Below are 22,305 nucleotides of genomic sequence, written 5' to 3'. Positions count from 1 at the left end.
AAAAGCACTTGCCTATATGGCAAGTGCTTTTTTAACGGTTTTGTCTGATTTTTTTAAGTGCTTCATATTTTCCATACTGCTTTTTTAGTTCTGTGTATAGCTCGTCTAGTTGAATGAAGCAGTGATATTGAGTCGGTTTTACCAATATGAACTCTAAACGTTCTGTCCAATTAATAGGAGCAACAGGAAATGTCTCTTGCTTAATATGTTCCCAATCAAGCGTTTGCAGTCTCTCCCCTTTGATCCAGTAAAACATCGCAATCATACTGACAATCCCTTGAAGCATATCATCTTCTTCACACCGGGACTTTCTAGTTTGAAAACGAGGAAGCATTTTTTCTTTTAATTCATTCCACAGTTCGAACATCACAGGAACAAATTCTTCTGTTTTCTGCCATGGAAGTTCATCTCTTAAAGGTTCTGAAGATAGATCATATGCGAGTGGATGCTCTCTAAGGATGTCTACTCGATCGCCTTTCATCTCTACCTTTTTCCCTTTTAGTTTTTCGACATATGAGGAAAAAACAACTGCCCCGCTCATGCCAGCTTCACCAATCCTTTTTTCAGCCTCTTCTGCCCTTCTCTACACATATCAAGAAGCGGACAAGATTCGCACTGCGGACGTTGCGCTTTGCAGTGATATCTGCCAAAAAAGATCAGGCGGTGATGCGTCACAGACCAATCTTCTTCTGGCACTTTTTTCATTAAGGTTTGTTCTACTTCGAGAACAGAATCCTTCCAGCGGCAGATTCCCAGTCTCTTGCTAACACGTTCTACATGTGTATCCACTGCAATTGCCGGCACCCCAAAAGCGACCGAAACAACGACATTTGCTGTTTTCCGGCCCACCCCAGGAAGCTTCACAAGCTCGTCCCGATCCTTTGGCACTTCGCCGCCATATTCTTCAATCAGCATTTTGCTCAACTTTTGAATGTTTTTGGCTTTATTTCGATAAAGGCCAATCGAACGAATATCTTGCTGCAATTCTTCAAGCGGTACACTTAAATAGTCTTCTGGTGTTTTATATTTTTGAAATAACGTTTTGGTCACTTTGTTGACAAGCACGTCTGTACACTGCGCAGAGAGTGCTACAGCGATCACAAGTTCAAATGGATTCGAATGAACAAGCTCACACTCGGCCTCTGGAAACATATCTCCTATAATATCTAAACATTCATTGATTTGTTTTTTTGATAACATGACTTCTCCTTTATTGGTTATTGTTCCAGCCAATTATAAAAAGGAACTTGTCGCTTATATGTTGACGTCTCTTCTTTTGATGGTGGCGCTTTTTGCTGAGAACGGAAATGCTGGCTATGCTCTTTTGCTTCTTCCGCTGTTTTTAGCCCTTTCTTTTTCCACTCAAACAGAATTCGGTCGATATAACGGAAATTTAATTTTCCTGATAAAACCGCTTCTCTTAATGCTAGGCGAATCATTTCAGCATCATGATGGTCTTGATCCATCCAGATCGAGAGTGTTTCTCCTTCAAGAGGAGAGAGCGGTCTGCCAAATTCATCTTCAAATAAAGCATATAAAGACTTTTCAGCCTGTACGTGAAGTTTTTGACCTTCCTTCGCTTGTTTTGCCTCTAAAAAGTCATACAGCACGCCCCATAAAGGCTCTACTGAGTAACGGTCATGCTGAATACCAGACCCGTCTTCAAACGGCTGAATCGAAATAAATCCTTTTTGAATTAAATGCTGAACCATATACGCACACTCTTCAGCTGAAATGGTCATGCCATGGGATAGCTCTTCAAATGTTTGAAAGAACACACCTTGTTCTTCATTCATTTTAATCTTAAGCATCACCATCATTTGTGATTCATTCAGTCCTAACTGCTCATAATGAGCAATCAGCAAATTAGGCAAACTGGTCGAACCCATTTGCTGCATATTAATAAATTGCTGCCTATTCATCGGATACACCTCTTCACTTTAAGTATATCACGTTTTATTTCACGTGCCCCTTCAAAAAACGTTTGAAAAAGCCTCCATATGTTGGAGGCTTTCACGTCTTAAGGATATAAACGGTTTAATAATCTTGGGAAAGGAATGGTTTCACGCACATGCGGCGCTCCACTAATCCAAGCAACAGTACGTTCAAGTCCAAGACCAAAACCTGAATGCGGTACAGAACCATATTGTCTTAATTCTGTGTACCATTTGTATGTTTCTTGATCTAGCCCATGTTCTTTCAATCTTGCTTCAAGCAGCTCTAGATCATGGACACGCTCAGAACCGCCAATGATCTCTCCGTAGCCTTCTGGTGCAATCAAGTCTGCACAAAGAACAACATCATCACGATCTGGTGCAGGCTGCATGTAAAATGGTTTTAATGATGTTGGATAATGAGTGATAAACACTGGTTTATCGTAGCTTTCAGCGATCGCTGTTTCGTGAGGTGCGCCGAAGTCATCTCCCCATTCAATATCGTCAAAGCCTTTTTCTTGCAAGAATTTAATTGCTTCATCGTAAGTGATGCGCGGGAATGGTGCTTTGATATTTTCTAATTTTGCTGTATCACGGCCAAGTGTATGCAGTTCCACTTTACAGTTTTCAAGTACACTTTGAACCACATGAGTCACATAATTTTCTTGGTACTCAAGGTTTTCATTAAATTCGACAAAAGCCATCTCAGGCTCGATCATCCAAAACTCAATTAAATGACGTTTAGTTTTAGATTTTTCAGCTCTAAATGTTGGACCGAATGAGAATACTTTTCCGAGTGCCATTGCCGCAGCTTCCATGTAAAGCTGTCCACTTTGAGAAAGGTACGCATCTTCATCAAAATATTTCGTCGCAAACAGCTCCGTTGTACCCTCAGGTGCACTTCCAGTTAAAATTGGCGGGTCTACTTTCACGAAGCCTTCTTGATGGAAGAACTCATATGTAGCACGAATGATTTCGTTACGAATTTTCATAATGGCATGCTGCTTTTTAGAACGAAGCCATAAATGACGGTGATCCATTAAGAATTCTGTTCCATGCTCTTTTGGTGTAATCGGGTAGTCAGTTGCTTCGTGAATCACTTCAATGGATTTCACTTGCAATTCAAAACCAAGAGGTGAACGCTCGTCTTTTGTTACTTGTCCTGTCACATAGACAGATGTTTCTTGAGTGACTGATTTCGCAAGCTTAAAGACTTCCTCTTCCACTTCTGCTTTTACTACGACTCCTTGAATAAAGCCTGTCCCGTCACGCAGCTGCAAGAATGCAATTTTACCGCTTGAACGTTTATTGGCAATCCATGCGCCGATGGTTACATCTTCATCGACATGTTTGAACACTTGATTAATCGTTGTTTTCAACATAATTCCCTCCAAAGCCAGAAAGAAACTCACCTTTTCGATAGGTGTGATTCTTTTTTCATACATTTTATTATAACCGTTCTAAATCAGCATGGTCAACGCAAGACAGGAGAATCTATGGTGTTACATTTTTTTCCACATGTCCTGTTGAGAAGTCGACATAGCTAAAGCTGTATTGATTGTTTTCATTTAAGTACGTCACTTCCCAAAGGAGTACGTCACCTTCTCTTGCTAATTGAACGTCCTTTAGCTTAGAGACTGTGTTCTCCTTTTGAACAGCTTGTACTGCTTGATTTGAGGTAATACCGTCTTTTGCTTTTTTTGCAATCACTTTTTCTTTTTTGCTGGCAGGTACCCAAACATAGGTTGTTTCGTTTTGTTTGTTTTTCCCTTTAACAATAAATTGTTTTTCTTTTCCGACAAAGGTTTCTACTTGCTCCACTTGTACGATGTTTGCTTGTTTTTTTGCTCGTTCAATCGCCGCCTCATGACCTTGTTCCTTTTGCCCCATGGCAATCTGATAAATCCACGTAAAGCTGATGATGCCAATGAGCAAAACGAGAGCCACAACGGATGAAATGATCCAAACTATTTTTTTCATGTCAAGCTTCCCCTATGTGCGATATATTGTAAATATCGCTTGATTTTGATCTTCTTGATCTAATGCCAATCCAAACATGAGATCTTCTCTTTTAAGCGTTCTGTTCAATAAGTCAACAATTTTATACAGGTCCTCTGAATGCTTAATGTGAACAGTTGAAAGTACCTCTATTTTACTTTCCACTTCTAATTCCTCCTCGGTACGTAAATATTGTTAGTCATACTTTTCGGCACAGGAACCGATACTATTTTTACAACGGAACACAAAAAGCCGTTACGATAAATTAACTCCAAACCCACACCAGCTAAAGGCCGCTTATGACAGCGGCTTTTCGTTGTTGAGTTTCTCTATATACGCCTCAAGTGATTCTTTTGACATCTCGTGGACTGGCGCATGAGGGAGTGATTCTAAAAATAGCTTTCCATATGACGCGGTTTTCACTCGGCGGTCTAAAATGAGCAATGTCCCTATGTCTTTTTCAGAGCGCAGCAAGCGTCCTGCACCTTGTTTAAAGGTTAACACAGCTTCTGGGAGAGCAACGGCTTTAAACGGGTTCTTCCCCTGTTTTTTAGCGGCATCACATTTTGCTTCAATGAGCGGTGAATCAGGCGGCCGAAACGGGAGGCGTGCCATAATGACTGTTGTCAGCTCTGATCCAGGAAAATCGACACCTTCCCAAAAACTACCCGTACCAAGTAAAATCGCATGTTTTGCTAATTTGAACATCTTCGTTAATTTAACAGGGCTACCGCCCGTCAGACCTTGAGCAAAAAGGGCGGCTTGCATCCCTTCTGTTTTCAGTTCATCATACACTGCTTTTAACATCTCATGTGAATTAAATAACACCAATATTTTCGCTTGATGCTGCTTTTCCATCATCTTAATGTACCGTACTGATTGCTTTACATAGTCGCGCTCATCACGGTTCGTAATCGGCGGCATATCAGCTGGTACGATAACCTTGAGCTGTTTTTCAAGTTCAAACGGTGACTCAATCTGTACAAGATGCGGATAAAAATCCTGCAGACCAAATCGTTCTAAGCAATAATCAAAGCGCCCATTGATTGTGAGTGTCCCTGATGTGAGGACAACACTTTTTTTGTTCATAAAAAATCGATCCGCTAAAAGCTCTCCAGTATCTAGCGGCTGTGCATGCATAAAGACAGCATTTTTGGCACCTTTTGCATCAATCTCAATCCAAACCGTTTCATCGTTTTTCGGTTCAAAAATGAATCGGTACAGCGTACTGCAAAATGTGTGCATAAACGACATCACTTGATCGTATTCCTCTGCTTCAAACGCAAAGTGCTCTGTCAACTGATCACTTTTTTGAAGAAGCTCGCTTTTTTGCTGCTCATACAGCTTTTCACAAGCAATTAACAAAGAACAAAGCTTACTTGCCGTCTCTTTAATCCGTTTCCACTGCGCATGCTTCGAATGATGACGGACTCTATGAATGAGACGATTGATGTCTGCTTTTGGTTTTGTCCTTTTGACAAAAGAATGAACGGTACTAAAGAAGGCGTCACTTTCCATTTGAAGCTGATGAAGATACTCATCCATTTCGATAAAGGTGTCCGTCTGTAAGCCGGCACCGTGAAATCTCTTTTTGAGCTTCTTTAACAGACCGCCCTGCATGGAGCCAAGCTGCGTTAATTTCGCATGAAGCTGAATATACGACGCACTATCCCCTAGCGTTTCATTGGCTGTTTTCTCAAATTGGTGAGCCTCGTCAATCACATATACGTCAGCATGCTGAAAGATAGATGATGCTTCCGTTTGTGATAAGAGCAGGCGATGATTCGTTAAAATTAAATCAGCTGTTTTGGCCCTTCTTTTCGCACGCTCATAAAAGCAGTATCCTTTAAAGCGGCGCTTTTTCGATGTAAACGGCATGTGCACACACGAAATCCGGTCTTTTATATTGGCAGCTCCCGACGGTAAATTTAGTTCAGATAAATCACCCGTTTCTGTCACAAGGAGCCACATTAATATTTGCGCCTTCGTTAAGACCACATCATAATTATCATCTTCCTCATGCAGCACATGCTCAAACTTATCTAAGCAAATATAATGCGCCCGACCTTTGAATACACAGGCTGCTGGCTCAAATGGAAGCAATTGATTTAAAATAGGCACATCACGCTGAAGCATTTGCTGCTGCAAAAGAATGGAATATGTACTAATAATGACAGGTTTTCCTGATTTCTTTGCTTCTAATGCAGCTGGTATGAGGTATGCGAGCGTTTTTCCAATACCTGGTGCCGCTTCAATTAAAGCATAAGCTCTTTCATGAAACACATCTCTCACTTTATTCATCATCTTGAGCTGGCCTTCTCTTACTTCATAGCCTTCCACTGTGTGGGGAAGCTTCTTTTTGATCTCCTCAAATAGCTGTTCATCGTCTTCCCCTACTGAATCTGTCGTATCCTTTTCAGAATTGGTGACATCTTTAACAGCAAAAGAGCCGACTTCTACCAAAGAATCTTCGCGGCTAGCATCACTCGTTTCAAGCTGCTGGATTAAAAGTCCTATATCACTTAAGAGATAAGAGGATAATCTGCGCAGCTGCTTTAGCACATTTGGCGGTGTATGTGTTAATTGATGGAGTAAGGTTAAAAATAACATGGCAGTAACTTCCGCATCACTATCCGCCCTGTGCGGGTGGTCATGTGGAAGCATGAGCTCTTCGCTTAATTCAGTGAGCTTATAGCCTTCAAGCTCTGGATAAAGAATTCTAGAAATTTCAACTGTATCAATCGCTAGCACATCCAGCTCATTTTTCCCGCATGCTTTTAGTTCATCATTTAAAAAATTCAAGTCAAAATGAACATTGTGCGCAACAAAATAAGCGCCTTGAATGAGATCATACACCTCTTGGGCAATGTCCTCAAAAAACACTGCATCGTCTACCATATGCTGCTGAATGCCTGTCAGCTGTTCAATAAATCCAGGGATCGCTTTTCCCGGGTTCACATATTTTGAATACCGTTCGACAATTTGTCCATTTTCAATGACCACCGCAGCAATTTGAATGATTTTATCACCCTTTTTAGGTGAATTTCCGGTGGTTTCAATATCAACGACAACAAACCTTTGATCGGCCATAAAATGGACACCTCAATTCCTCGTTCCACTCGAAGTGAAACACGCTCTGGGCAAAAATAGCTGAAACAGAACAGCTCCTTTTCTTAAACTGTTCTGTTTCATTGCAGCATGCGTTATAAAATCGTTCTCGCAGGCTCTTGCCCAATCATTTGTTCAATTTGATTTTCTTTATTTAACACGACCACTTTTGGTGTATGTGTCTTTGCTTCTTCTTCTGAAAGCATCCCATAAGCGATAATGATCACTTCATCACCCGGCTGAACCAATCTTGCTGCTGCGCCATTTAGACAAATGACACCGCTCTTTCTTTCACCGGGAATAATATATGTTTCAAGTCTCGCGCCATTATGATTATTGACAATCTGTACTTTCTCATTTGCCATCATACCTGCCGCATCAAGTAAATCTTCGTCAATGGTGATGCTTCCTACATAATGTAAGTTTGCTTCTGTTACTGTCGCTTTATGAAGTTTAGAAGTCATAAAGGTTCTATACATGCTTTTCACCGCTTTCAGGAACATGGAATATCACATTATCAATCAGTCTTGCCCGTGAGAATTTCACCGCAATCGCAATGATGACCTGACCTGCTAACTGCTGAAGCGGCTCAAGCTCTGGATAGGAGTAAATCTCAATATAATCAATTTCCCCGCTCGTTTGAAGAATTTCTTCTTCTACCAACTGATAAATGCGACTGACGTCACGTTCACCTTTTTCAACCGCTGACTGTCCTTTTTTCAATGCGCGGTACAAAGCAGGAGCTTCTTGTCTTTCTTTATCAGACAAGTACACATTTCTTGAACTTTTCGCTAAACCGTCTTCTTCCCTAACTGTCGGCACTGAGACAAGATGAAGATCAAAGAAGAAATCCTTGATCATCGCATCGATCACAGCGACTTGCTGTGCATCCTTTAAACCAAAGTATACATTTGTTGGTGCTACAAGATGAAATAGCTTTGTCAGCACAGTCACAACGCCGTCGAAATGTCCTGGACGTTTTTTCCCACATAAGACATCAGTCCGCTTTTGAACCGTCATCGTGATCGATGGTTCATTTGGATACATTTCTTTCACATCAGGTGTAAATAAAATATCTACCCCTGCTTCTTCTGCAAGGCGCTGATCTCTTTCCATATCCCTTGGATAGGATTCAAAGTCTTCGTTCGGTCCAAACTGCAAAGGATTGACAAAGATGCTCATTACCACAATGTCATTTTGATCCCTTGCTTCTTTCGCAAGCGTCAGATGTCCTTCATGAAGAAAGCCCATCGTTGGAACAAAGCCGATGGAATGCTGTTTTTCTTGATGCAGCTTGATCAATTCCTTCAACTCGTGAATATGGGTGACAACGTTCATTTTTTGATCCCCCCATATAAACCATCAAGGACTTCTTCTTTGATATGAAATGTATGCTTGTCTTCTGGAAATGTGTGTGCTTTTACTTCTTTCGTATATTGAATAAGCGCTTCTTCTAATACAGTATCCATTTGCGCGTATTGTTTCACAAACTTAGGTGTTCTAGACACTCCGTATCCTACCACATCATGGTAAACGAGAACTTGTCCGTCTGCCTCAGCCCCTGCACCAATCCCGATCACAGGAATTTTCAGCATGTCGGTAATTCGTTTTGTCAGTTCACCAGGTACGCATTCAAGCACAAGTGCAATCGCACCAGCTTCCTCACATTTTAAGCTGTCTTCAATCAATTTCTGCGCACTTTCGTGGTCTTTTCCTTGCACTTTATACCCGCCAAGTACTCCAACTGACTGAGGTGTGAGGCCTAAATGACTGACGACAGGAATCCCGCCTCTTGTGAGAGCTTGAATGGATTCAAATACGCCATCTCCGCCTTCTAGCTTTAAGGCATCCGCACCGCTTTCTTGCATGATGCGTGCTGCGTTTTTCAATGTTTCTGCTAATGAATAATGGTAAGACATAAATGGCATATCCGTCACAATAAATGTGTCTTTTGCGCCTCTTTTCACTGCTTTTGTGTGATGAATCATGTCATCGATCGTGACTTGTACTGTCGAATCGAGTCCAAGTACAACCATCCCAAGTGAATCACCGACTAAGATCATGTCAACTTCCGCTTTTTCTGCTTGCTTTGCAGATGGATAGTCGTATGCTGTCAGCATTACAATTGGTTCATTTTGTTCTTTCATTTTGAAAAAATCTAGCTTTGTCTTCATTTGTTCCTCCTCATTCTGGAGAGGAGATGGCTTGCCTCACATCACATGTTTTGATCTCTCATGCGCGGCGAATCATCCCTCTGTCCAAGTCCCTTAGGATCAAGGCAGAAATTTATCAAATTTTTGTTTCTAACAGGTACAGCTCTTTTCAGATACTGCCCACACGAAGTATATCAAAAATGTGCCGGGTGTTCCACTTAAGTTGACTTGATCTCGATGTCTGCGGAGTAGATTTTTTGGATCCCTTCCTCCGTTTCAAGCAATAAAACACCTTCTTCATTGATTCCGAGCGCTTTTCCAGTGTATTGCCCATTGACGGTGCGGGCCACAATATGCTGCCCGATCGTCATCGCAAACGATTCCCATAATTGTTTAATGGGCGCAAATCCTTGCTTCATATAATCAGCATACCTTTTTTCAAAGGTGGACATGATCTGTTGGATGAGCGCAGCACGGTCCACTTTTTCATTCAATTCCATTCGCAGGCTCGTGGCGACATCCTTTAGTTCATCCGGAAAGTCATCAGCCGTTTGGTTCACATTAATTCCCGGGCCAATAATCACCGCATGAACCTGGTCCGCCTCTGCTTTTAATTCAGTCAGAATGCCAACGACTTTTTTCCCGTTTAACAAAATATCATTTGGCCATTTAATGGATGGACTGAGTCCTGTTTGCTCTGCAATGGCTTCTGCGATGGCTACAGATGCTAAAAGCGTCATCTGCGGCGCTTTGTGCAGCGGAATTTCAGGCCGTAGAATGAGACTCATCCAGATGCCTGTCCCATTTGGTGAATGCCACATCCTTTGAAGGCGGCCTTTCCCGTTTGTCTGATGATCACTGACAACGAGCGTACCGTGGGGCGCACCTTCATTTACAAGATCATGGGCAATCAGCTGTGTGGAGGCGACTTCTTTCTGAAAATAAATGTGCCTGCCAAAGCTCTCTGTGTCGAGACCAAACAGAATTTCATCCTCACTAATTTTGTCCGGTTTACGCAGCAGGCGATATCCCTTTCTTCTGACGGCTTCTACCTCATAGCCCTCTTTTCTGAGGTCCTCTATATGCTTCCAGACAGCCGTTCGAGAACAGCCAAGCTCATCACAAATTTGCTGACTTGAGACAAAATCCTGGCTAGATGCTGTAAATAGTTCGATTAATCGTTTTCTAATTGCTGATCGCATGCTGTAAGCCACTCCTCTATGGCTTCTTTTCGGTTTTCTAAATGATTGTGCAGAACGGCTTTTTTTACCAAATCAAGCTCTTCTGCGATCCATTTTCCTGATGTCTTTTGCCGAAAGGCCATTAAATCTTTTCCTGAAACAGCGAGGTCTTGAAGCGTTTTAATCGGCAGTGCATCATAAGAACGCTTTGCTGCCTCCAGCTCGTCAAAGAAAATGCGGCGCTCGTTTTTTAGCTGTGAGATCTTCAAGCTAGATAAGAGCACGTGTTCACCAGCCTCAAACATCTTCTCCGCATCCCAGTCACAATCGACGTATTGACTAATAGCCACAGCGTCTTTCAAAAGCTTTGTTGACAGCTTCCATTCTTTTAAGAAGAGCACAGCCTCCGCTTCATCTAAGCCAAGCAAATGGATAACAGCCCCCCATACCTCTTCCAGTCCATCCAGTAAATAATACGGAAATGACTGAAAGGATGCTTGCAGACGATCCTTTTTGAGACCCGGCAATTCTTCATACAATTTGGTAGAAACGAGCATCTTGATCGCCCGCTCACAATAACGACCTTTTAAAAGCTTTTCCATTTCAATCTTTTTGCGTTCAACGGATATGTTGGCAAGGAGGCGCTTATCTTTTTCCATCGCTTCAGCCGTCTCAGGAGCGAGCTCAAAGCCAAGCTGGCTTAAAAAACGGACCGCTCTCATCATACGAAGCGCATCTTCCTGAAAGCGGCACGCAGGATCTCCTACGGTTTGAATTCGTTTCCGCTCAATATCCTTTTTTCCCTCTACATGGTCAATAATCTCCCCATTTATATCCATGGCCATCGCATTGATTGTTAAATCTCTTCTTAAAAGATCTTCCTTCAAGGATGTGATAAACGCCACTTCTTTCGGTCTGCGAAAATCTTCATATTCTGATTCAGTTCGAAACGTCGTCACCTCATAGCTGACCCCATCATGTAACACAATGACAGTGCCATGCTCCTTGCCAACATCAACTGTTTTTTCAAATAAAGACTCGACCGTATCAGGCGTTGCATCGGTTGCTATATCAATATCACCGATTTCCCTGCCTAACAGGACATCTCTCACTGCTCCGCCGACAAAGTAAGCCTGATGCCCATGTTCGTGCAGTGTATGTAAAATAGGGATCGCATGTGTGAATGGTTCATTCATCTTCATCATCACCTTCGATCAATTCTAGGTAAAGCTCTTCATATTCACTCACTATTTTTTCAGAAGAGAAATGGGCTTGAACGCTAGACTGGGCCGCCGCTGACACTTGCTCATGAAGCGCTTTGTTTTTGAGTATTGAGACTGCGTGTTTAGCTGCCGCTTCTATATCGCCGAGCGGGACAAGGAAACCTGTCTCTCCATGTTCAATGACCTCTGGTATTCCGCCAACATCTGTTGCAATACAAGGGACACCGCAGGCCATTGCTTCAAGAAGTACAAGCCCAAAGCTCTCCTTCTCAGAAAGCAGCAGCTTCAAATCACTAATTGAATAAAGCTCCTCTACCTTCTCTTGCTTTCCTAAAAACAACACACGATCAGTTAGTTCCAGCTTTTTCACAAGATCGCATACAACCGACTTTTCAGGACCATCACCAATCAGCAGCAGCTTTGCATGCACCTGGTCAGAAATCTTTTTAAAGACATGAATCACGTCATGCACGCGCTTTACCTTTCGGAAGTTCGATACATGGATGATGACCTTTTCGTCCTGCATGAGACCATAATGTTTCTTCAGCACTTCATGATCTTCACGCAAATACACACGCTCATCGACGAAATTATGGATCGTATCGATTTTTTTATCCGGTTTAATCAGATCATACGTCTGTGCAGCTAATGAATGCGACACAGCTGTTACCCGGTCTGATGATTCGATGGCAAACCGAATCACTTCCTTTAAAGATGGATCATAGCCTAAAACCGTAATATCCGTCCCGTGAAGCGTGGTAACGACTTTCACTGTGTGTCCCGTCATTTGCTTCGCTAAGAACGCACAGACGGCGTGAGGGACCGCATAATGCGCGTGAATAATATCGAGCTTCTCTCGTTTTGCGACTTCCGCCAATTTACTAGCTAGTGCAAGGTCATAAGGTGGATATTGAAAAACAGCATATTGATTGACATCCACCTCATGAAAATAAATATTCGGATACACTTTATTGAGCCTAAACGGAATACTTGAGGTAATGAAATGAACATCGTGCCCTTTTTCAGCTAAACGTTTTCCAAGTTCCGTCGCAATAATGCCCGATCCGCCGACACTTGGATAACAAGTGATTCCGACCTTTAGTTTTTTCATAATTACCCCCCAAGTAAGTCGTCATCGATCAAAAGTGGTTTCTTTGTGATAAACCCTTCTGCATAAGCTTTATTGACTTCTCTTCCATACATAGACTCTCTCATTTTCACAAAATCAATATACCCGTTCACAAGAGGTGTCTCCACTGAATGCGCCGATTTTACAAATTGGCTTTGATACGCATGCAAGCTATCAATCTTTTGGTGCATTTCCTCAGAAATATCAATCACAAAATCTGGACGATGATGGCCGTTAATCATGTAATAATACATCTGACTTATTTTATGCGCTGGCTGCTTGTATGAATCTTCAAATTTATGTATACCTGCCGAAAAAGCAGCCTCTTCTACAAGTGAACCCGCATGACCATGATCTGGATGCCGATCTTGGTGATGCGGAGCAAAAATTAGCTTCGGTTTGTATGTACGAATCACGCCCGCAATGTCCTTCATTGCTTCGTCATTCAAATAAAGACCTCTGTCTGGCAGCGTGAGCTGGATTCGCGTTGACACGCCTAAAATGGCGGCAGCCGCTTTCGCTTCCTCTTTACGGCTCTCTACCGTTCCATTCGAGGATAATTCAGCCTGGGTCAAGTCGCAAATTCCGACACGCGCCCCTTTTTTTACGTATTTTGCAATCGTTCCGCCCATACCGATCTCTACATCATCGCTATGGGCTCCGAATGCAAGGATATCAAGTCGTTTCATTTGTTCCTCCGTTTTTTGCTACATCTCGAAAATCAAACGTACCTTTATTTAAATTCCTGACTAAAATCTCTGCGGTCCCCATATTGGTGGCAAGTGGAATGGTATACACATCGCATAGCCGAATAAGTGCAGATACATCCGGTTCATGCGGCTGCGCGGTAAGCGGGTCTCTAAAAAAGAGCACAAGATCCATTGCATTATCAGCAATTAAAGCACCAATCTGCTGATCTCCTCCAAGTGGTCCTGACTGAAAACGATGAATAGGAAGCCCCGTCGCTTCTTTCACTCTCAAACCTGTTGTCCCTGTTGCGTAAAGTGTATGATTTGCCAATATATCACGGTACGCAATGGCAAATTGGATCATGTCACTTTTTTTCTTATCGTGAGCGATTAAAGCAATGTTCATCAGGAATCCACTCCTTATTAGTCGATGATATTTTCTAAACCATAGACAAGCTGATCAATGTGCATAACCTGTTCAACTGAAAGCTTTACACCTGACATAAATGAGGCACGGTTATAAGAATCATGACGAATGGTGAGCGTCTGTCCGTCCATTCCAAACAGTACTTCTTGATGTGCGATCATACCCGGAAGTCTTACGCTGTGCAGACGGATACCGTCATAATCTGCGCCTCGTGCACCTTCGATTAATTCTTTCTCTTCTGGATGTCCTTGCTTTTTGCTTTCTCTGACTTCTGCAATCATTTCAGCTGTTTTAAGCCCAGTACCGCTCGGAGCATCAAGTTTTTTATCATGATGAAGCTCAATGATTTCAACGTCAGGAAAGTAATTCGCTGCCATTTTGGCAAACTTCATCATTAAGACCGCACCGACAGCAAAGTTTGGCGCAATAATACAGCCTATGCCCTTTTCTTCTGTTAATTGCTGGAGCTCTTTCAGGTCAGCTTCAGAAAAACCAGTGGTTCCGACGACTGGACGCACGCCATGTTCAAGCGCCTTTTTTGTATGTACTTTCCCGATTTCTGGTGTCGTCAAATCAATTAATACATCAGGTGCTGTCTCTGAAAGACACACATCAATATCTGTATAAATCGGCGCCTCAGATGTCGTATGAATCACATCAGATAATTTTTTTCCTTCGTGCGCGTGATCAAGGGCTGCCACAAGCTCAAAATGGCTCGTTTCTTCTGCCAGCTTCACAGCTTCTATCCCCATTCTTCCTCTTGCTCCAGCGATTACTACTTTGATGGTTTGGTTCGTCATCGTCTCTACTTCCCTTCTTTTTTCGTCCAGCGGTCTTTGTCTCTTGTATTGAATTTATGCATCACACGATCATGTGCTTCCTCTAGTGATATATCTAGTGAATTAGCGAGACATGTTAACACAAACAAAACATCGCCAATTTCTTCTTCCATGCTTTTTTCTGTTTCCGTTGTTTTTTTCGGCTTTTCTCCATAGTAATGGTTAACCTCTCTTGCCAGCTCGCCTAATTCTTCTGTCAGACGGGCCATCATGGCAAGCGGGCTGAAATAGCCTTCTTTAAATTGTCCTATGTAATCATCTACTTCTTGCTGCACGTGACGCAGCGTTTTTTCTTTCGTCATCAAGCTCATCCTCCTATCCATCTCTTACATGTTAGCGAAATCATAAATATTTGACAAATGTTTAAAACTCAGTTTGCTTGTTTCTCTCCCATACCATATAATATTATCGCTGTCTAAGCAAAAAAAGGAGTGGTCTCTTGCTAAAAGAAATTCGTCTTAAAAATATCGTCTTTATTTTAATAGGATCTGCGATTTTTTCTTTCGGTCTTGTTCATTTTAATATGCAGAACAATTTGGCGGAAGGCGGATTTACAGGTATTACACTGCTTTTATATTTTCTATTCCACATTGACCCATCCATTTCAAACCTTGTCTTAAACATTCCGATCTTTTTTATCGGCTGGAAAATGCTCGGCAGAACGATGTTTACTTATACAATTGTAGGTACTGTCAGTCTTTCTGTCTTTCTTGCCATCTTCCAGCGCTTTCAAATACATATGCCTCTCCAGCACGATTTGGCCCTAGCCGCACTCTTTGCAGGTGTGTTTATCGGAACAGGCCTCGGGATCATCTTTAAGTTCGGCGGTACTACCGGCGGTGTGGACATCATCGCAAGACTCATCAACAAGCATTATCAGGTGGCTATGGGACGAACAATGTTCATCTTCGACGCTTGCGTCATTACGATTTCTCTTACTTATTTAAATTACAAAGAAGCCATGTATACACTCGTCGCAGTATTTGTTGCTGCGAAGGTCATTGACTTCATGCAAGAAGGCGCTTACGCAGCCAAAGGTGCCATGATCATATCTGAAAAAGATGACATCATTCAAAAGAAAATCACAGAGGAAATGGAGCGGGGTGTGACCATTTTAAAAGGGGTCGGTTCCTATACAAAACAGGAGCGCAACGTTCTTTATTGCGTCGTCCCAAAAAACGAGCTTGTCCATCTCAAAAGCGTCGTGACCTCAGTCGATCCTCATGCGTTTGTATCCGTCAGTGACGTGCATGATGTGCTTGGTGAAGGCTTCACATTAGATGAACACAAAAAGCCGCTCAATCCGCATTAAAAAAAGAAGCCCAAAAATGGTGCTTCTTTTTTTATGATTTCGGATAATCAGCTTGTCGCTTTTGCTTCTTCTCTTTTTCAGCACGGTATTTCCGAAATCCAACATACGTTAACGTTAATAAAATGATGCTTCCCGTTGTTAAAATGACCCATAAAAGCGATGGGTCAGCCTCATCTTGATCAACGTGGGCAAATACACTCGATAAATCCTCTTCAAGCTTCGTGAGGCGCTCAAGCTTTGTCCCACTTGATGCTTTTAAAAATTCACCTTGCTCAATCACTTCCATATGCTGCTTAATCGTTTGCAGCTTTTCAGGCGAAACATCAATGGTTAAACTCGGATAGATCATATCGTATAAAGAAACCAGCTCATTCCAAGTTTCATAAAACGTCGTTGATTCCGGATCCTTCACTTCTTTTTTCAACGTAGGAAAAGACCCCATAATGGGCTTCTCCAGCGAACCCCAAAGTGGCTCAGAGTCTGACTGGATCGCATCGAGCAGCATTCTAAACTGAGAGGCATAACGAAGCTTTTCGCGCTCATTCAATTCTTCCTGCGGCAGCCCTTTTATGATATCTTGATAGCCAACTGTAATTTGCCGAATCTGCGTATTTGTCAGCGTTCCGCGCCAATTCTCAGCTTTAAATGTCTTTTCAACATACAATGCGACCTGTAACGCCTCATCATATTTAGCTTGTCTCGTTAATTGAAAGATTGAATCTGATAGTTCCGTTAATTCTTGCAGCACACTAGCGGCTGTTTCCTCGCCTTTGGCAACAGATGGCTGTAATACGAGAAAAAATAATAGAATCATCGCGATTGGCTTTCGTTTCATGCAAGTCCCTCCTAGCCCTTCTCCATACAGCGTATGAAGAAAAGGACAAGGTTAGACCAATATTGTTAAGGGAGTTCGAGCTTGACCGATTTTTTCGATAGGACGAAATAATACGAAACAAGAAGAACGGCAATGCTTAACCAAAACGTGACGTAGCCGATCTCGTTTGTATAGGCAGACAGCATAGAATAACGCGGCATCATACCAAATACATAATCAATCACATCATTATGTAAAATCCATATGCCAGCTACCACCAAATGACGCATTTTAAAACGATAATACGGTGCAAACAATACGGCTTGAACCGCCATCGCAAAGTGGGACCCAATCAGCATGTACCCTTCCCACGGAAAATCATCCACAGATAAAAGGACAAAGATATTCATTCCTACAGCCCATAACCCGTACTTCATTAAGGTCACGAGGGCAAGTGCTTCAAAATAAGGAGCGTTTCGTTTCATCAAAAAAGCAAGTAGAACAAATAAAAAGAAAAAGCTTGCCGTTGGACTGTCTGGAACAAAAGCTAAAAAGATAGCCGGCGTCTCTACAAGCTGTGGAATATACCAATAGTAGCCGTACACAGTGCCAAGGAAATTGATTATCAAGACTAGCACAAGCATATAGCGCGTGGCTAGCAGATATTGAATCCATCTCATACGTCTCTTCACTCACGATCTATTAAAATCAGAAAAAAGCTGACAGCGCCAGCTTTTTCTCTTTTGAGTATATCCTTGTACTTGCATTTAAACAACTGAATTATTTAGATTTGACCTCAGATAAATATTTAGACAGCTTTTCAAGTTCTTCATCGCTGCCTTTAAAGATACCCTTAGGCATGTTGCCTTTACCTTCAACAGCGATTTTAGCAATCTCCTCAGGTGCAAGACCATTGTCAACAAGTGACGGTCCGGCTGCTCCGCCCTGCATGTTATCCCCGTGACAGGAGATACATGTCTGCTCCTGATAAATTTTATACTCTTCCGCTGAGGTATCAATCTCTGCTTCTTTCTTAATTTCACCTTGCTTTGCCGCTGCTTCCCAATCATGAGTAGCAACAGACTCCCACGTTAAATATGTTGCTGCGCCGACTGCAAGGATCATCATCCCCACTGCAACCGGTCTTCTATACGGTCTGCGTTCAGGACCAGAATCAAGAAATGGTGCAAGCAACAGTGCACCAAACGCAATCCCGGGCATAATCATCGCACCAACTACCGTATAGCCACCTGCAGCAAATTCATATTTTAATAACTGGTACAAGAATAAGAAATACCAGTCTGGCAGCGGAATATAGCCGGTATCTGTTGGATCAGCCATCCGCTCAAGCGGAGGTGCATGAACCACAGTTAGGACAAGAAATCCAATTAAAAAAACGGCACCTACAAGCCATTCCTTTAAAAGAAAGTTCGGCCAAAAGGCTTCTGTTTTTCCCGGATATTCGGAATAGTCTTTAGGTATGTTAGGTTTTCTTTCTGCCGGAATTCTAGAGTCTCCGACAAACTTCATCCCTTTTCCCCTATGCAAAGTCATCCCCTCCTCATTGAACATTCATCAAACGCAAATTTTTTATAGCGGTCCAGAAATTCCTTGCTTACGAATCATAATAAAGTGGGCAGCCATCAGCCCAAATAATGCCGCTGGCAAGAAAAAGACATGGATAGCGAAAAATCTCGTCAGCGTTTGTGCCCCTACAATGTCAGGATGACCTGCAAGCAGCGTTTTGATCTCTTTACCAATGAAAGGCGTCGCTTCTGCAATTTGAAGACCAACCTTCGTTGCAAATAGCGCCTTCATATCCCATGGCAAGAGATAACCTGTAAAACCAAGTCCAAGCATCACAAAGAAAATGAGCACACCAACAATCCAGTTGAGCTCTCTAGGCTTTTTATACGCCCCTTGGAAAAAGACCCTTAGCGTATGTAAAAACATCATGACAATAACTAAACTCGCACCCCAGTGGTGCATCCCTCTGACAATCTGACCAAATGCCACTTCATTTTGTAAATAATAGACAGATTCCCAGGCGTTTTTAATATCCGGCACGTAATACATCGTTAAAAACATGCCCGAAAGGACTTGAATGACTGTCACAAAAAACGTTAAACCACCAAAACAGTACACAAAAGCGGAGAAATGATGTGCTGGATTGACATGCTCTGGCACCTCATGATCCGCAATATCTCTCCATATTGGTGTAATGTCTAGCCGCTCATCTACCCAATCATAAATCTTGTTAAGCATCGTTACCCTTCCCCTTTCGGCACAGCTTTTCCAAGATAGAGGTATCCGTCCTTCACTTGCTGCTTATAATGATCAAGCGGTGCAAGTGGCGGAGTTCCGGGTACGTTTGTACCATCCTTGTCGTACAGCCCATAGTGGCATGGACAGAAAAATTTGTTTGGATTTTTCGGATCACTGTTCCAGTTCACTGTACAGCCTAAATGTTTACAGATAGGCGATAAAGCGACAATTTCATCCCCTTCTTTGTACACCCATGCTGACCTAGATTCCTTTGACTCATACCATGCATCTACTTGATCAATTTTAAAGTCAAAGCGCTTCGGTTCCTTCGTCAGTTCATCTACACTGACAACTTGAACCATATCCTGATCCTCTGTTCCTTTTAGCACAGGGTCAAGCGCAAAGCGAACCATAGGCATGAGCATTCCAGCGGCCATAAATCCCCCCACGCCGGTCAACGTGTAATTCAAAAATTGACGCCTGGACACTCCATGTCTCTTCTCGCTCATTTTTTTCTCCCCCCCTCAGGTCGTCAGCTACTTTATAACTGAATTAGAAAAAATTTCATAAAACTAGGACACCCTCATAATATATCAATCTATTCACAAGGTCAACATCCTAAAAAGCTATGTACAATGCAAATGTAAGGGTTTTTATGAAGGGTTCCACTTTTGTAACAAAAAGTTCAAAATTTGTTCTACACTGTCTTGAACAATTTTTTGCTTTAATTCTACCTTTAAATGCTCGAGCGGAACCGGCTTTAACAAAAATAGTGATTCACTAACCGCCGCATGCTCTTTCCATTGGTGATCAGATGAGATCAACACAACATGCTGAAAATGATCTTCTAGCGACTGCTTCATCGTGAAGATGTCTTCTAGTTTTCGGTCATTGGCTTCTACATATGTATGTGGTGGAAAAAGAAAGACCCGCCCTTTCAGCTGTCTTTCAAGTTCCTCTGTTACAAGAATGGTAAACTCCCCTAAAGATACGGTTTGTTTGATTTGATTCACATCTATTCCAACTAATGGAATGATAGCGGTATCAATGTAATCTCTAGATTGCAAAAAGCGATCTGCATCCTCCGCTTGAAACTTCATCAATTTCCCCTCTTTCATGACATAAGCCCTGCCTGGATAGGGCAAGGCTTATTCGTTCAGTTTATGACAATAGGCTTAATTCTCTTGCTAACTTATTAAATGTTTCTTGATCATGACGGTCAAGTGCTTCATCTATCTCTTTCATAAGCCGTTCTTTTTGGAAAGTTGCGATTGAGTGTTCAAGCACTTTCTCCGCAAGATCCTTATCTTTTTCATTCTCATAAAGATCCTTTGGAATATGAGGATTTGTTTCAAGCACAGCTGCATATTCCGGCGAACGATAAGCAGAACGGAAATTCAATTGAATAAACAAATCTTGCTGTTTATTCAAACGAATATCATGAAATGACTTTTCAGCATCTGTCGTCATGATATTCTCTTTATAAAATCTAAAGGGAACTTCATCCACACAGTGTGTTGACATAATGATTCCCCTTGGGCAAAATTCTGCTTGCTCTACAAAATGAACCTTTTCCATCAAAGAGTCGTGACTCATTAAATAATTTAATATCCAAACGCACTCTCTTCGCTTTAACTGATAATGGTTTAAAAACCACCGGATGAATTCCTTCTTTTCATTGACAGAAACAGGGGTCTGCATGTTATTCCCTCCTCTATCGTAAATTAAATTGCTATACATGAATTATTCAACAAACCAGTTCTTCATTCCTGCAAACTATAAGGAAATTTCGTCTTCAATTCTTAAAATCGTTTCTTCGATTTCTTCATTCGTGCCATCTTTCTGAAGAACTTTGCGTAATAGCGGCAATGCTTCTTTTTGTCTGCCTTCTTCTAAAAGGAACGATGCGTATTCATATAAAAAGTCACGTTCCTCATCAAAATCAGGCAGAGCCAGCTTGAAGTACTCAGCTGCTTCTTTGTATTCTTCTCGTCCAACAGATGCAGATGCAGCATACCAATTCCATTTTGGATCATCTTCCCCAAAGCTTTTAACCTCTTTTATGACATCCAGAATTTCATCAAAAAGCTCTTCATTTAAATAGATCGCGAGCAATGTTTGGACCGCTTCAATATATCCCGGATCAAGAGCAAGTGCTTCTTGAAGCAGCTTTTTCGCATCTTCTGAATCCCCATTTTTCAAGTCAATCTTTGCACCATATAAATATAACTCTTTGTTATACTCATCAATTTTAATACCCTCTTTTACTACCTCTAAAGCCTCGTGATATAGTCCTTCTTCCTCATAACTTTTCGCTAAAGGCATATATAGAGACGAATAAGATGGATCAATATCTTTTAGTTCTGAAAGCTGCTGAATGGCTGTTTTCGTTCGTCCAGCCCTCATCGCTGTAAATCCGTAGCCAAAAAGTGTATTCGGATCTGTTTGATCTTTCACTGCCTTTTCGTACCATTCAAGCGCATCTTCGAATTCTCCAGCTGTGCTGAGTGATTCAGCGAGCCTCTGATAAACATTGACGCCGCCAACCTCATGTTGTTGATCTGCGACCTTGTAGAAATAGTCGGCCGCTTTCTTTGAAAGACCTTGCGAAAAATACAATTCACCTAACGCAAAATCAATAATGGCTTCATTTGGAAGCAGCTCTTTTGCTTTTAAGAGCTTTTGTTCACTGACTTCAAATAGTCCTTGCATTTGATACAAATCTGCCATTAACAGTAGGCTCTCTGGATAGGCATCATCATCTTCAGGAATCGTCTCTAATACCGAAATCGCCTTTTCTTCTTCATCAGAGTCAATCAGCAGTTCTGCATAAAAACATGTTAACCCCGTTTCCTCTGGATATAAATCATGTAAATCACTGATGAGATTTCTCGCTTTATCGATATCTCCCCAATCATAATATAACTGAGCTGCCTGCGCCTTTTCTTCATCATGCAAATGCTTTTCTGCCTGAGCAAGTGTTTGAAGTCCTTTTTCAGTCTCACCCGCCTCAACTAATTTTATGGCTTCTTGTAATGAACTATTCAAATCAAACCGTTCCTTTCTGTTTTCCAAAAACCTAAACTATTGTTACTTCATATCATAATCGACAGGTACTCATCCAGCAAATATGTTGCACTTTTAAAATGAACCCATTTTTGTGTTTTAAAGACTGGTTTTCATTTCATCCTTTACGAAACGGAAGTTTTGTAAACTGAAAACACCTGAAATTC

General features: G+C 41.8%; 26 protein-coding genes. 1 reads left to right on the top strand and 25 read right to left on the bottom strand.

Annotation, left to right across the window (positions count from 1 at the left end; genetic code table 11):
• Nucleotides 1–31: 31 nt before the first annotated feature.
• The 17 genes from QRN39_RS10035 to QRN39_RS09955 form a co-directional block, all read right to left on the bottom strand.
• Entirely contained in the window at nucleotides 32–541 is a 510-nt protein-coding gene (locus tag QRN39_RS10035; protein WP_003215857.1) for a YpoC family protein, read from the bottom strand.
• Nucleotides 538–1,200 carry an endonuclease III gene (gene nth / locus QRN39_RS10030; RefSeq protein WP_012010351.1) on the bottom strand — a complete coding sequence of 221 codons (663 nt, stop codon included), beginning with the start codon at nucleotides 1,198–1,200 and terminating at the stop codon, nucleotides 538–540. The genes QRN39_RS10035 and nth overlap by 4 nt, the downstream gene beginning before the upstream one ends.
• 17 nt (nucleotides 1,201–1,217) lie before the next feature.
• Complete coding sequence (locus QRN39_RS10025; protein WP_034661036.1) at nucleotides 1,218–1,922, bottom strand: DnaD domain-containing protein; 705 nt, start codon at nucleotides 1,920–1,922, stop codon at nucleotides 1,218–1,220.
• 98 nt (nucleotides 1,923–2,020) lie between these two features.
• Nucleotides 2,021–3,313 carry an asparagine--tRNA ligase gene (gene asnS / locus QRN39_RS10020; protein ID WP_088001079.1) on the bottom strand — a complete coding sequence of 431 codons (1,293 nt, stop codon included), beginning with the start codon at nucleotides 3,311–3,313 and terminating at the stop codon, nucleotides 2,021–2,023.
• 115 nt (nucleotides 3,314–3,428) lie between these two features.
• Nucleotides 3,429–3,914 (bottom strand): cell wall elongation/penicillin-binding protein regulator TseB, encoded by a 486-nt coding sequence (gene tseB, locus QRN39_RS10015; RefSeq protein ID WP_284907156.1) that lies wholly within the window; start codon nucleotides 3,912–3,914, stop codon nucleotides 3,429–3,431.
• 12 nt (nucleotides 3,915–3,926) lie between these two features.
• Nucleotides 3,927–4,097, bottom strand: coding sequence for a YpmA family protein (locus tag QRN39_RS10010; protein ID WP_003215469.1), 171 nt, complete (start codon nucleotides 4,095–4,097; stop codon nucleotides 3,927–3,929).
• A gap of 132 nt (nucleotides 4,098–4,229) precedes the next feature.
• A complete protein-coding gene (gene dinG / locus QRN39_RS10005) occupies nucleotides 4,230–7,022 on the bottom strand; it encodes an ATP-dependent DNA helicase DinG (protein WP_284907154.1) in 2,793 nt (930 codons plus the stop codon).
• Nucleotides 7,023–7,135: 113 nt separating this feature from the next.
• A complete protein-coding gene (panD, locus tag QRN39_RS10000) occupies nucleotides 7,136–7,519 on the bottom strand; it encodes an aspartate 1-decarboxylase (RefSeq protein ID WP_034620444.1) in 384 nt (127 codons plus the stop codon).
• Nucleotides 7,512–8,378: a pantoate--beta-alanine ligase gene (gene panC, locus QRN39_RS09995; RefSeq protein ID WP_050943860.1), complete on the bottom strand. Its 867-nt coding sequence runs from the start codon at nucleotides 8,376–8,378 to the stop codon at nucleotides 7,512–7,514. Before panC ends, panD begins: the two co-directional genes overlap by 8 nt.
• Entirely contained in the window at nucleotides 8,375–9,214 is an 840-nt protein-coding gene (gene panB, locus QRN39_RS09990; protein WP_003215996.1) for a 3-methyl-2-oxobutanoate hydroxymethyltransferase, read from the bottom strand. The genes panC and panB overlap by 4 nt, the downstream gene beginning before the upstream one ends.
• Nucleotides 9,215–9,411: 197 nt before the next feature.
• Entirely contained in the window at nucleotides 9,412–10,395 is a 984-nt protein-coding gene (locus tag QRN39_RS09985; protein WP_003215865.1) for a bifunctional biotin--[acetyl-CoA-carboxylase] synthetase/biotin operon repressor, read from the bottom strand.
• Nucleotides 10,368–11,570, bottom strand: coding sequence for a CCA tRNA nucleotidyltransferase (locus QRN39_RS09980; RefSeq protein WP_226803630.1), 1,203 nt, complete (start codon nucleotides 11,568–11,570; stop codon nucleotides 10,368–10,370). The genes QRN39_RS09985 and QRN39_RS09980 overlap by 28 nt, the downstream gene beginning before the upstream one ends.
• Nucleotides 11,563–12,708, bottom strand: a complete 1,146-nt coding sequence (bshA, locus tag QRN39_RS09975; RefSeq protein ID WP_050943857.1) for an N-acetyl-alpha-D-glucosaminyl L-malate synthase BshA — start codon at nucleotides 12,706–12,708, stop codon at nucleotides 11,563–11,565. The genes QRN39_RS09980 and bshA overlap by 8 nt, the downstream gene beginning before the upstream one ends.
• Before the next feature lie 2 nt (nucleotides 12,709–12,710).
• On the bottom strand, nucleotides 12,711–13,415 hold the full coding sequence (bshB1, locus tag QRN39_RS09970) for a bacillithiol biosynthesis deacetylase BshB1 (RefSeq protein ID WP_050943856.1): 705 nt from the start codon (nucleotides 13,413–13,415) through the stop codon (nucleotides 12,711–12,713).
• The gene (mgsA, locus tag QRN39_RS09965) at nucleotides 13,402–13,821 is read right to left on the bottom strand and encodes a methylglyoxal synthase (protein WP_050943855.1); all 420 of its coding nucleotides are present in this window, start codon (nucleotides 13,819–13,821) and stop codon (nucleotides 13,402–13,404) included. Before mgsA ends, bshB1 begins: the two co-directional genes overlap by 14 nt.
• A 17-nt stretch (nucleotides 13,822–13,838) precedes the next feature.
• Entirely contained in the window at nucleotides 13,839–14,642 is an 804-nt protein-coding gene (gene dapB, locus QRN39_RS09960) for a 4-hydroxy-tetrahydrodipicolinate reductase (protein WP_058014826.1), read from the bottom strand.
• A 5-nt stretch (nucleotides 14,643–14,647) separates the two neighbouring features.
• Entirely contained in the window at nucleotides 14,648–14,983 is a 336-nt protein-coding gene (locus QRN39_RS09955) for a nucleotide pyrophosphohydrolase (RefSeq protein ID WP_024422788.1), read from the bottom strand.
• A 137-nt stretch (nucleotides 14,984–15,120) separates the two neighbouring features.
• On the opposite strand from QRN39_RS09955, the gene QRN39_RS09950 reads away from it, so the two are divergent.
• Nucleotides 15,121–15,993 carry a YitT family protein gene (locus tag QRN39_RS09950; protein WP_003215598.1) on the top strand — a complete coding sequence of 291 codons (873 nt, stop codon included), beginning with the start codon at nucleotides 15,121–15,123 and terminating at the stop codon, nucleotides 15,991–15,993.
• 31 nt (nucleotides 15,994–16,024) lie between these two features.
• Here QRN39_RS09950 and ypjB read toward each other — a convergent pair whose 3' ends face one another.
• The 8 genes from ypjB to QRN39_RS09910 form a co-directional block, all read right to left on the bottom strand.
• Nucleotides 16,025–16,828 carry a sporulation protein YpjB gene (gene ypjB, locus QRN39_RS09945; protein ID WP_044141118.1) on the bottom strand — a complete coding sequence of 268 codons (804 nt, stop codon included), beginning with the start codon at nucleotides 16,826–16,828 and terminating at the stop codon, nucleotides 16,025–16,027.
• Between the two features lie 65 nt (nucleotides 16,829–16,893).
• A complete protein-coding gene (gene lhaT, locus QRN39_RS09940) occupies nucleotides 16,894–17,487 on the bottom strand; it encodes a lipoprotein heptaprenylglyceryl N-acetyltransferase LhaT (protein ID WP_003215758.1) in 594 nt (197 codons plus the stop codon).
• Nucleotides 17,488–17,587: 100 nt separating this feature from the next.
• On the bottom strand, nucleotides 17,588–18,355 hold the full coding sequence (locus QRN39_RS09935) for a menaquinol-cytochrome c reductase cytochrome b/c subunit (RefSeq protein ID WP_003215888.1): 768 nt from the start codon (nucleotides 18,353–18,355) through the stop codon (nucleotides 17,588–17,590).
• A gap of 42 nt (nucleotides 18,356–18,397) precedes the next feature.
• Nucleotides 18,398–19,072, bottom strand: coding sequence for a menaquinol-cytochrome c reductase cytochrome b subunit (gene qcrB / locus QRN39_RS09930; RefSeq protein WP_003215804.1), 675 nt, complete (start codon nucleotides 19,070–19,072; stop codon nucleotides 18,398–18,400).
• Nucleotides 19,073–19,074: 2 nt separating this feature from the next.
• The gene (locus tag QRN39_RS09925) at nucleotides 19,075–19,581 is read right to left on the bottom strand and encodes a ubiquinol-cytochrome c reductase iron-sulfur subunit (RefSeq protein WP_007500911.1); all 507 of its coding nucleotides are present in this window, start codon (nucleotides 19,579–19,581) and stop codon (nucleotides 19,075–19,077) included.
• Nucleotides 19,582–19,725: 144 nt separating this feature from the next.
• On the bottom strand, nucleotides 19,726–20,172 hold the full coding sequence (locus QRN39_RS09920) for a YpiF family protein (RefSeq protein WP_044141115.1): 447 nt from the start codon (nucleotides 20,170–20,172) through the stop codon (nucleotides 19,726–19,728).
• A gap of 61 nt (nucleotides 20,173–20,233) precedes the next feature.
• Nucleotides 20,234–20,773 carry a ReoY family proteolytic degradation factor gene (locus QRN39_RS09915; protein WP_003215573.1) on the bottom strand — a complete coding sequence of 180 codons (540 nt, stop codon included), beginning with the start codon at nucleotides 20,771–20,773 and terminating at the stop codon, nucleotides 20,234–20,236.
• Between the two features lie 75 nt (nucleotides 20,774–20,848).
• Nucleotides 20,849–22,120, bottom strand: coding sequence for a tetratricopeptide repeat protein (locus QRN39_RS09910; protein ID WP_034620428.1), 1,272 nt, complete (start codon nucleotides 22,118–22,120; stop codon nucleotides 20,849–20,851).
• Nucleotides 22,121–22,305: the final 185 nt, after the last annotated feature.

This window comes from Bacillus sp. lyk4-R2A-2 (assembly GCF_030209735.1).
GTDB classification, from domain to species: domain Bacteria; phylum Bacillota; class Bacilli; order Bacillales; family Bacillaceae; genus Bacillus; species Bacillus pumilus.
The sequence above is the reverse complement of the archived record's forward strand: the minus strand, read 5'-3'. Positions and strand labels throughout refer to the sequence as shown.